This window comes from Peribacillus simplex (assembly GCF_030123325.1).
In the GTDB taxonomy this organism is placed as follows: domain Bacteria; phylum Bacillota; class Bacilli; order Bacillales; family DSM-1321; genus Peribacillus; species Peribacillus simplex_D.
Genome location: NZ_CP126106.1, coordinates 1,424,725 through 1,436,784 on the forward strand (window position 1 = coordinate 1,424,725; position 12,060 = coordinate 1,436,784).

Consider the following 12,060-nt stretch of genomic DNA (forward strand, 5'->3'; position numbering starts at 1 on the left):
GAATCAAAAAGCGATTAAAACTGCACGGTAAATGTTAAATCATGAATAAATGAACGATAACCATATGGATTAAGATAAGGGGCGCTAATTTAGCGTCTTTTGTTTTGCCATCTGAACAAATCCTCTAATGGTGTTTCATTCACCTCTACATCTTTCCTTCATATCGTGTTAAAATAGAAAGGTTGATTGACATGAATGCAGAGTAGCCAAGGCTTATGCCTTATGATATATTTTTTCTTACATATATTGTGTAGGATCAGGATTTTTGCATACAAAGAAAGGTTGCCATACCAATGTGAAAAATACAGTAAACCTCCTATAAATTTTTTTTTGATGACTCCAATTATGAAAGGAACATTTTATGACTACATTAAAAGACGAGGTTCAATCCCGACGGACCTTCGCAATCATCTCTCACCCGGATGCCGGGAAAACGACTTTGACAGAAAAATTATTGCTGTTTGGCGGCGCGATCCGTGATGCCGGAACAGTTAAAGCTAGAAAAACAGGGAAGTATGCAACAAGTGACTGGATGGAGATTGAAAAGCAACGGGGAATTTCCGTTACATCTTCAGTCATGCAATTCGATTATGATGATTTCCGAGTCAATATTCTCGATACACCAGGCCACCAAGATTTCAGTGAAGACACATATCGTACACTGATGGCTGTTGATAGCGCCGTGATGATCATCGATTCGGCAAAGGGTATCGAGGATCAGACAGTTAAATTATTCAAAGTATGCCGGATGAGGGGCATCCCGATTTTCACTTTTATCAATAAAATGGACCGACAAGGTAAAACGCCGCTTGAATTGCTTGCCGAACTCGAAGAGGTATTAGGCATAGAAACATATCCAATGAACTGGCCGATTGGAATGGGAAAAGACTTCGTGGGCATTTACGACAGGTTCAATAACCGGATTGAACAGTTCAAAACTGAAGGGGAAGAGCGTTTCCTTCCGTTGAATGACGAAGGTGAACTCGAAGTGGATCATAAACTTAAGGATTCCCAGTTATATGAGCAAACTTTGGAAGAAATCATGCTGTTGACGGAAGCGGGTAACCAATTCTCTGAAGAAAACATTGCGAATGGAAAACTTAGTCCCGTATTTTTCGGAAGTGCTTTAACGACATTCGGTGTTCAGACGTTTTTGGATGCTTATTTGAAATTTGCACCAGCTCCACAAGCACGGATGACAACGTCTGGTGAAATGGACCCTGTCAGTAATGATTTTTCTGGCTTCATTTTCAAGATCCAAGCGAATATGAACCCGAAACACCGTGACCGGATCGCTTTCCTTCGTATCTGCTCCGGTAAATTCGAGCGCGGAATGAGCGTAAACTTGAGCAGGACAGGAAAACCGATTAACCTGTCTTCTTCTACCCAATTCATGGCTGATGATCGGAACACCGTAAATGAAGCGGTAAGCGGAGATATCATCGGTTTATATGATACCGGTAACTACCAGATTGGAGATACGATCACAACCAGCAAAGACATGTTCCAGTTTGAAAGGCTGCCTCAGTTTACACCGGAACTATTCATGAGGGTAACAGCTAAAAACGTCATGAAACAGAAACATTTCCATAAAGGAATTAACCAACTTGTACAAGAAGGGGCAATTCAGCTCTTCAAAACAGTTCGGATGGAAGAATATCTGCTTGGTGCGGTTGGTCAACTTCAATTCGAAGTATTCGAGCATCGAATGAGGAACGAGTACAATGTTGAAGTCGTGATGGAGCGCATGGGCAGTAAGATTACACGTTGGGCTGAAGATGAAAAGCTTGATGAAAACCTTCATAGCTCAAGAAGCATCCTTGTTAAAGACCGGTTTGATAAATATGCATTCTTATTTGAAAATGAGTTTGCACTTCGTTGGTTCCAAGATAAAAATCCTGACGTGGAATTATATAATCCAATGGATTTGAAGTAATGGAGAAGCCCGTGTAATATACACGGGCTTTTTTCATGATCTGGGAGCATTGTTTAAATATCGAAAGGTTCTTGGTATCAGGTGAGCCTATATTGAATGGAAATGGTTGGTGAAGGTACCATATATCATTCTAATCAATAGTTTAACTGGAAAACTTCGGATAGGAGGTTGTTCAGCTTGTAGAATAAGGTCCCTTTTAAGGTCTAAATCTGCAAGCTTTTTTTGTGGAATCCCCAAAAAACAGATTCCAGATAAAAGTAATGTAAACAATAAAGACTGATGTTATAAATACACTAAGTAGGATTTGCATGCATTTTCGATTTATAGGTTTCAATTGCCCCTTTTACATCCGCACTAATGTCTACAATTACTAATCTTTTTTCAAAATCATTAACATAAATCTAGTAATTAAATGATCTTTTCTATGTCTAGGCCATTTTACACAATTGATGACTAAGTCTAAACCTTGAGTACTGTCTAAATACATTGTTGATTTGAAATCTGTTGAGAATGCGGGTATTTTAATCATTATCCCCTGTTTTAAACATGTCGACTTTAGATAAACGGAAACAGGGAGATAGAAGATGTTAGACAGCTGTATTTTTGAAAATTAAATAGTAACTAATTGGAAAGGTTAAATAAGAAAATCGTAGTAACTTTTAGCATGGTAAGAATTGCTGGGATATTCCGCGAAACTTCTTAATGAACTGCATAATACTAATAGAAAAGTGATGGCTTTAACCCTGGTGCAGGAGGAGTATAGCAAAAATAACTTCGGTTTTATCATTGAAAAATATTGCAGATGAATCCGTATTTTTAAGGATACCATTGGCAAATGGTTAGGTTATATCTTATCACAATTGATTTAAATCACTTGGCCACCTTTTTGGAACTTGATAAAGTACCGAATGATTGTGTGAGTGTAAGCAAAATGAACATACTTAACATAAAAAGTATCTTCCTTAAAGTAAATAGAGGTTTTAGACCAAAGAGGTGTGTAGCAGTGAAAAAAGGGAAATGGAGTCTACAGTTTACTATTATGATACTGGTGTGTGGGGTAGTAGCCCTATCATTATTTATTACAGATATTCTTATTAGCCAAACGGTTGCGGATACAATAGAGAAGAGCCAGACTGAAAAGGCAGTAAACGTAGCACGCATGGCAGCACAAACACCGCTTGTAATCGAAGCGTTAAGTGGAAGTGAGAACAATCAGGAAGTTCAGCAATTTACCAATAAGATAAAAAAATCGACAGATGTAGAATTTGTAGTAATAATCGATAATAATGGAATCCGGAAAACTCACCCCGATCCAAGTAAAATAGGAAAAAAATTTGTTGGAGGGGATGAGAAAGATGTATTACGAGGTAGAGAGCACATATCGATTTCCAAAGGAACTTTAGGCAGGTCTTTGCGTTCTTTCACCCCTGTTTATGATTCAGAGGATAATCAAATTGGCGCCGTGGTGGTCGGTATTTCTCTTCAAAGAGTTAATGATGCTGTTTTAAAAAGCCGTTTTAATATTTATGTAGGAACCGTTTTTGGAATATTAACCGGAATTGCGGGCGCAATACTTTTGGCAAGGTATATTAAGAAAATATTATTTGGGCTGGAACCTTTTGCTATTGCGAAGGTTTTAAAAGAGCGAAGTGCCATTTTACAATCAGTTCGGGAGGGAATTATTGCGGTAGATCAGAGTTCAACCATTACTCTCGTAAACAAAGCAGCTTTAAAGATATTTAAAAAAGCGGGTATTAATGAAAATCCAACGGGTAAAAAGCTAACTAGTTACATGCCTGACTCAAACCTGGATAGAATCCTGGAGACCGGCGAGGTCGAATTAGATAAAGAGCAGGATTTAAAAGATAGTGTCTTGCTAGTGAATAGGGTACCAGTATTTGTGAAGGATGAAATCGTAGGTGCCGTGGCAACATTTCGTGATAAAACAGAAATACATCTGCTGGCGGAACAGCTGACTGGAGTCCGTTTATATGCTGAATCGTTAAGGGCCCAGTCGCACGAATTCATGAACAAACTCCATGTAATACTTGGTATGGTGCATATGCATTATTATGATCAGCTTGCAGCATATATTAGTGATCTTGTTGACCACAGAGAAAACGAGATTGGATTTATTACCAAAACCGTTAAAGATCCAGTACTAGCCGGTTTTTTAATTGGAAAACTAAGTTATGCAAGGGAAGCAGGTGCTAAGCTGGCATTATCCTCTGACTTTCAATTGCCAGAACCAGAAAATGCATCTATTACTCATGAGCTAATTACGATAATAGGAAATTTGATTGACAATGCTATAGAAGCAGTGGAAAAAAGTCCCGTTAAACGAATTGAATTAAAGTTTGATTATGCAGATGATATTTTAACTATTGAAGTTCATGATACTGGACAGGGAATATCTGATGCCAATCTTCATCATATCCTTCTAAAAGGATTTACAACAAAAGGAGAGGACAGGGGGATTGGTTTATATTTGGTTAAGGCAAGCCTGGATAAGCTAGGTGGAGATCTCAATATTAGTTCAAAAGAAGGTCAAGAAACAACGTTTGTGGTTTATATACCATACAAAGCAAGGATGATGTAGGATGATTAAGGTAATGATCGTAGAAGATGACCCGATGGTTGCAGAGTTCAATAAGCGCTATTTGAATCAAGTCGATGGCTACGAATTAGCTGCTGTCTGTTCCTCGGTGGATCAAGCTCTGAATGTATTGGAAAATCAAAGAATAGGGTTAGTTCTATTAGACATTTTCATGCCTGGGAAAAATGGACTCGATTTACTCTCACAAATTCGAGAAAGTGAAAAAGAGATAGATGTTATTGTCATTTCTGCGGCGTCAGACATTGAGAGGATTCAGAAAGCATTAAGACTAGGTGCTGTTGATTATTTAATTAAGCCGTTTGAATTTGAACGTTTTAACGCGGCCTTATCAGCATATCGGAACAAATCAGATTTTATTCAAGATAAAAATATGCTAAATCAAGAAGAATTAGATTATCGAATATTGCATCAAGAAGAAATTCATTTACCAGAGGAATTACCGAAAGGATTGTCTCAAGATACCTTAAAGATTATATGGAATGTGATACTGGTATTTAAAAATGCTCCCTTTTCAACAGAGGAAGTCGTAAATGTGGCGGGTATATCCAGGGTATCAGTAAGGAAATATTTAAAATTCATGAAGGATATCGGTGTCCTTGATGTTAAGGTAATCTATGGAACGGTAGGCCGACCAGTCTCCCAACACAAATTTAATGATGACAAGGGCCATATTATTCAACGTTATCTGTAAGTAGCCAATGGCTGCTTACTTTTTTTAATTACATAATACTAAAATTAGTTAAATAAGCTAGTGTCCCCCGTAAATGACTACTAAGATATAGACTGGCGATTGAGTTATTTATAAATTTTTCACAAGATTGAACAGATAAGCAGTATGAGGAAATATTTAAGTTTTTATTTGCTGTATATTTATTTTCCTTTTTACAGTTTTCTTTTAGTAAATACACTTCCCCAGGGAAGAATATACTCTATTGTCTGGTAATGATCATTTTTAAATATACATTTTTAGGAAGAGGGAACGTCTATGACAGCTTATGAAAAGACAAAAAAGGGCTTGGAAACAACTTTAAGAGGAAAAGGTATCCTGTCAAACCCTTTTATTAATAAAGGGGTTGCTTTCACTAAGGAAGAAAGAAATGAACTAGGATTGGTAGGATTGCTACCATCCCAGGTGCTTACTCTTGAGGAACAAGTAAAAAGAGCTTATGAACAATTCTCCACTCAACCTAGCAATATTCGGAAGAATGGAATGTTATATGATTTATTTAATAGGAATGTGGTACTGTTTTACCGCCTGCTTAAAGACCATCTAAGTGAAATACTGCCGATCATTTACACACCTACTGTAGGAGAGGCCATTCAACAGTACTCCCAAGAATATCACCGTCCAGGAGGCCTATACCTATCAATTGATAATATGGAGGGAATGGAAGATGCATTTAAAAACCTGGACCTTTCATCTGATGATATCGATTTAATAGTTGTTACAGATTCTGAAAGTATTCTTGGAATCGGAGATCAGGGAGTTGGTGGAATTAACATAGCCATTGGCAAATTGGCAGTCTACACTGCAGCTGCGGGAATTGATCCAAGCAGGGTGCTGCCTATTGTCCTGGATGTTGGGACTGACAATGAAAGCCTGATTAGTGATCCACTGTATATTGGTAACAGGTTTGGGCGTGTTCGCGGTGATGAATACACCGAATTCATTGATTTATTTGTTAAAAATTCTCAAGCCTTCTTCCCAAGGGCATTACTTCACTGGGAAGACTTTGGAAATATAAATGCTCGAAATATAATCGATAATTATGGCGAAAAGATTCTCACTTTTAATGATGATATACAAGGTACGGGTGCGGTAACACTAGCCGCCGTAAAGTCTGCATTACAAGTAACTGGTGTTCCTTTAAAGGAACAAAGAGTTGTTGTTTTTGGTCCAGGTGCAGCAGGAATCGGTAATGCTGATCAAATGGTTGAAGCCATGATCCTTGATGGCATTTCCAGAGAAGAGGCATATGGGAACTTTTGGGCCGTCGATTATCGTGGATTGTTGATAGAGGACATTCCGGATGTTTTGAAATTCCAAAAGCCGTATTGCCGGAAAGCTGAAGAAGTCGAGGAATGGGCTCGGAATGAAGTCGGAATTATCCCATTATTAGAGGTAATAAAAAGGGTTAAACCAACCATCTTAATCGGCACTTCTGGTCAAACAGGGGCTTTCTCAGAAGAAGTTGTAAAAGAAATGGCAAAGCACGTGGAACATCCAATTATTATGCCGATGTCAAATCCGACTCCCTTAGCGGAAGCTGTTCCTGAAGACCTTATAAAGTGGACTCAAGGTAAAGCCTTAATAGCGACAGGAAGCCCGTTTGATGATGTTGACTATAATGGTGTGATTTATACAATCGGACAATCTAATAATGCATATATTTTCCCAGGACTTGGACTTGGTGCGATTGTCGCAGAAGCAACAAAAATCTCTAAGGGCATGCTTGCAGCAGCCTCATCTGCTGTTTCAAGTTTATCGGATAGCAGTAAGCATGGTGCTTCTTTACTCCCTTCAATCAAACAATTGCAAGAGGTTTCTAAATCTGTAGCCATTGAAGTGGCAAAGACAGCCATTGAAGAAGGGGTTGCGAAAGCGGTTATAACAGATATTGAAAAAGCAATTGCAGAATCCATGTGGAAGCCAGAGTACAAAACTATTCATGGGAAATAAATCCAGATTACTTTGTTGTCTCAAAAGAAAGGGGATCCGTTTTAGGGGACTCTCCGTATAAGTCAGTCAAAGTAGAACCTTTTAAATAGGACAATTTTTTGGAAAGAGAAGTGCATCACGAGTGAATATTGGGAATATATTTTTAACATTAATACCAATCTTTTTTACAATTATTATTGGTTATTTGGGTGGCTATTTTAAAGTTTTTAATGCAGAATCATCTAAAGGGCTTAATACGTTAGTTACAAAATTTGCTTTACCTGCACACTTATTCATTGGGATCACAACAACCTCAAAACAAACCTTAATTAATCAATGGTCATTTTTCTTAACTATGACCATAGGTGTTATTGGCTTTTACATTATCCTTTTAATAGTGGCTCGTTTGGTGTTTAAATACGATTTAACTGCAGCATCTATGTTTTCATTAAACGCAACACAGCCAGCCTTTGCTTTTATGGGGATATCTGTATTAGGCAGTTTGTTCGGGGCGCAAGAGATAGCTATACCTATTGCGATTACCGGTATTGTGGTGAATGCCCTTCTGGATCCATTAGCAACAATAGTTGGTACGGTCGGACAATCCAGATTGGGTAAATCAAAAGATGAAAAAACAAACATTCTGGGTATCGTTTTGCATGGTCTTAGCGAACCGCTTGCATGTATTCCCTTACTTGCTGTTGTATTAACACTTTCAGGGTTCCAGGCACCGGATATCATAAAAAATGCGCTCGATCAAATTGGGTCAGTGACATCTGGGGTTGCATTATTTGCTGTTGGTGTAACCGTGGGTATCCGGAAGATTAGCTTACGACCAATTGCTTTTGGTATTTCCATTTTAAAAGTTGTGGCTATTCCATTATATATGATTCTGGTTGCTCATCTAATTGGCCTTGATCATGCAGATACAATTAAAGCTATTTTGCTAGTCTCATTTCCGGGATCTGCTGTAGCGGCAATGATTTCAACTAGATTTGATTCGTTATCAACTGAAACAGCATCTTCATTTGTAATTAGTACCATTCTATCTTTAATTACATTACCTATTTATATATCCTTGTTAATGTAGCCATCTAAGTATCCACCCTTCTTGGGTGGATACTTTTCAACGGAAGTTTGTGAAATACTTAACAAACTTATTGTATAACATTAACCTTTTTTTGAAAAGAGGAGATGTTGGCTATTTTTATTTAAGGGGATGGCGTTTGATTAAAGGTGTAAGCCCAGGAAAATGTGTCGCAAAAGTACAGATTGTAAAAAAATACCATTAATCAAAATAAGATTGTACTAAAAGGATTTGTGTAATTACATATTCGAATGCAGCAGTTGATGAAATCTAAAATATAAGTCTTTGGTGTACAGGAATCATTTTTTTACTTACAAAACGTGGTTTGTACACAATAATAATTTTTTTAATTGGTAAGTTTAAAAGATGATCAGGAACGGTTTGCAGTTCATTTAGGTGGGCCTGCGGCATAACTGAAAGAATTGTAGGGACATCGGTATTGGATTAAGATAGGGCCTTATTTGGGGGCTAAGCTAAGAAGAGGACTTATATCTTAGGGTATATTAGGCTGAACCTATACGAGGCGAAGTATGGGTTTTTGTTTTGTGATAAAAAGGAATGAAGAATCGAATTCTACTAAAATAGATTATTATTCCTTTGACAATATCCTGAAACTCCTTTATATTTATCTAGTACTTTAGTGCTTAAAAGCGTTTCAGTATTTATGAGGAGTGAAAAGGTCCGATCCTTACCTCAGAGAATATACAACATGAAAGCGGGGAAATACATCATGCGTCTTGAAGATGCAAAGCTAAAACTTTCCTTACCTGAAGCAATTGGGGTTTTGGCCGTTCTATTCTTAATTATTGCAACTGGTATCATACATTATGGACTTGCCCCCCATATTCCAATAATAGCGGCAATCCTATTTCTATTTGTTTATGGAAAGATCAAGAAGCTGCCATTTTCAATTATGGAGGCGGCTATCGTCAAAGGTGCAGTTACTGGTATGGGAGCCATTTATATATTCTTTTTCATTGGAATGCTGATTTCCATCTGGATGGCAAGCGGGACGATCCCTACCATCATGTACTATGGGTTTGACTGGATTTCTGGTGAATATTTCTATGCGATCACATTTCTGGTGTGTTCGCTAATTGGGCTTTGTATCGGGAGTTCACTTACAACATCAGCCACAATCGGCGTTGCTTTAATAGGTATGGCGGCGGCGATGGATTTATCGTTGGCGATTACAGCCGGTGCAATCATTTCCGGTGCATTTCTTGGGGATAAAATGTCTCCATTATCCGACTCGACCAATCTTGCATCGGGAACGGTTGGAGCACCATTATTTGAACATATTAATAATATGCTTTGGACTACGATTCCAGGTTTTTTAATATCGCTTATCAGCTTTTACTTCCTTTCACCGAATGTCAAAGTTGCTCGTGTTGAGGAAATCGAAGCCATGACCAAAGCCCTGGAAATGGAAACGAATATAAGCATATGGAGTATGATTCCGTTTGTCATCGTTCTAGTCATGGCTTTGAAAAAGGTGTCGGCGATTCCGACATTGTCAGCAGGAATCATTTCGGCGGCTGTGATTGCTTTCATACAAACGCCAAATTTGACCGTTGCAAAACTAGCGGATATCTTATATGGAGGTTTTGTACTGAAGAGTGGAATGGATCAACTTGACTCAATCCTATCGCGGGGCGGCATTGAAAGTATGATGTTCTCCGTTTCGATGGTGTTGTTGGCATTGGCCATGGGCGGACTATTGTTCGAATTGGGAGTCATCCCTTCTATTTTAAAAGCGGTCCAGGATTCATTGACGAGTGTAGCGAAAGTGATTTCCGCTACTGTATTTGCGGGAATCAGTGTAAATTTCCTGGTGGGTGAACAGTATTTGTCAGTTATATTGCCTGGGAAAGCCTTTCAGCAGAAATATGAAGATTTAGGCTTGCAGCCAAAAACGCTTGCGAGGGTACTAGAAGATGCGGGAACAGTTGTGAATCCTCTGGTTCCTTGGGGTGTCTGCGGTGTTTTCCTGACACAGGTATTGGGTGTTTCAACCCTTGAATATGCCCCATTTGCATTCTTCTGTTTACTTTGTCCTTTACTCAGTCTGATTTCTGGCTTTACGAAAATCGGTATCCATTATAAATGAAAAAACAGGCGGTCGGTTTCGACTGCCTGTTTTTTATATGAATTTCAATAGGGAAAACCCCCTGACATGAACAGAAATGTCAGGGGGTATAGGATTTTATGTTTATTTTGAAGACGCAATCTCATCTTTTGGGATGGACACGACCTTTTCTTTCTGTTCAAGTAAATTCATTCGCATGACGACATTTTGGAATATGCCCATTGATAGCATGAGCAGCAGTAAGGAAGATCCTCCATAACTGATGAATGGAAGGGTGATTCCTGTAATTGGGATAAGACCAGTCACTCCGCCGACGTTAATTCCTACTTGAATGCCGATCATGGATGAGATGCCGATCAATAAAAGACTTCCAAATGGATCTTTGCATTTTGCTGAAAGTACAAATCCCCTCAGGACGATAAAACCTAGTGTCAATAGAACGAATCCCACTCCGAATATCCCGAGCTCTTCTGCAATGACGGCCATGATGAAATCAGTATGTGATTCAGGCAGGTACCCGTATTTTTGTACACTGTCACCAAGTCCCACTCCAGTAAGGCCGCCGGATCCTATTGCGAATAAGGAATTCACGAGTTGATACCCGCTTTCTCCTGCCTTTCCGAAAGGGTCTGCAAACCCGGTAAAACGAGACACCTTATTTTCAGAGAGGACGGATGAGAAATTACCTGTCACGAGTACACCTAATGCGAATATCGCAACGAATATCGCAGTAATCAAAGAGAGTTTGAATATACTCTTAAAAGACATCCCGGATGAAATGATCATGGTACTTGAAATCAGGAAAATGACTGCTGCCGTTCCATAGTCAGGCTGTATTCCGATTAAAAAACAGATGAATACCAGAAAGAAAATAGGGGGAATGACGGCTTTATCAATACTATTGATACGATCCTGCCTTTTTCCGTAAATGGCTGCCAGATAAATGATCATCGCCAATTTGGAAAATTCGGCGGGTTGAATCGATGCTGTCCCTAACTTGAACCAGCTTGTGGCATTTCCTGCTGTATGGCCGAAGATAAATAGCAACAAAAGAATACCGGCCATTCCAAACATCATGGACATCAGAAACATTTTGTTTTTGTACATCTTATAAGGAAGAATCATCGTGACGATCATTGCCAGGAATGAAATGAGAAAGGCCGTTTTTTGTTTCTCAAAGAAGAAATCCATGGGCTTGTCGTATCGAGCAACAGCAGTAATCATGCTCGAACTGTAAATCATGACTAAACCAAACAAACAGAGTAATACGACAGCGATGAAAATAGGGAAGTCGTATGCTTTAATTATTCTTTTCACTTGTGCGCTCACCTCAAATATGTATGCGCGAAAAAATCGCCTTCTTATATAGTAACGGAAAATCGGTTATATAGAAAATAATTTTTATTCGATAATATGAATTTATCCTCTATTACCAAATATTAAACACTAAAACCGATAAACTAGTCTCCCGGATTTCCTTTTTGCTTATAGTTTGGATGCCTATACATTACCTTCGATAGCAAACGTGAATACTCCTTTTAAAATCGAAAATTTTTTACTATATATTCCATTTATGCAGTGCTATAGAGATTACTATTCAAGGTTATCGTTGAATGGGCTGTAGTTCATGTGTTTCACCAAATGAGTTGTAACACGTGATGTGATGTCGCGG

7 protein-coding genes are annotated in these 12,060 nt (G+C 38.5%); 6 read left to right on the forward strand and 1 reads right to left on the reverse strand.

Features of this window, described 5'->3' with window-relative positions; all coding sequences use genetic code 11:
* Nucleotides 1-361: 361 nt before the first annotated feature.
* From QNH43_RS06905 to nhaC, 6 genes are all read left to right on the forward strand, one after another.
* Complete coding sequence (locus tag QNH43_RS06905) at nucleotides 362-1,936, forward strand: peptide chain release factor 3 (protein ID WP_076366909.1); 1,575 nt, start codon at nucleotides 362-364, stop codon at nucleotides 1,934-1,936.
* A gap of 1,003 nt (nucleotides 1,937-2,939) precedes the next feature.
* On the forward strand, nucleotides 2,940-4,535 hold the full coding sequence (gene dcuS, locus QNH43_RS06910) for a DcuS/MalK family sensor histidine kinase (RefSeq protein ID WP_283917273.1): 1,596 nt from the start codon (nucleotides 2,940-2,942) through the stop codon (nucleotides 4,533-4,535).
* A gap of 1 nt (nucleotide 4,536) precedes the next feature.
* On the forward strand, nucleotides 4,537-5,244 hold the full coding sequence (locus tag QNH43_RS06915; protein ID WP_283917274.1) for a response regulator: 708 nt from the start codon (nucleotides 4,537-4,539) through the stop codon (nucleotides 5,242-5,244).
* A 294-nt stretch (nucleotides 5,245-5,538) separates the two neighbouring features.
* Entirely contained in the window at nucleotides 5,539-7,233 is a 1,695-nt protein-coding gene (locus QNH43_RS06920; protein WP_283917275.1) for an NAD-dependent malic enzyme, read from the forward strand.
* 121 nt (nucleotides 7,234-7,354) lie between these two features.
* Nucleotides 7,355-8,302, forward strand: a complete 948-nt coding sequence (locus tag QNH43_RS06925) for an AEC family transporter (RefSeq protein WP_076366901.1) — start codon at nucleotides 7,355-7,357, stop codon at nucleotides 8,300-8,302.
* Nucleotides 8,303-9,029: 727 nt separating this feature from the next.
* A complete protein-coding gene (gene nhaC, locus QNH43_RS06930; RefSeq protein WP_283917276.1) occupies nucleotides 9,030-10,409 on the forward strand; it encodes a Na+/H+ antiporter NhaC in 1,380 nt (459 codons plus the stop codon).
* Between the two features lie 102 nt (nucleotides 10,410-10,511).
* Here the strand turns inward: nhaC and QNH43_RS06935 are convergent, their stop codons facing one another.
* Complete coding sequence (locus QNH43_RS06935; protein ID WP_283917277.1) at nucleotides 10,512-11,705, reverse strand: FtsW/RodA/SpoVE family cell cycle protein; 1,194 nt, start codon at nucleotides 11,703-11,705, stop codon at nucleotides 10,512-10,514.
* Nucleotides 11,706-12,060: the final 355 nt, after the last annotated feature.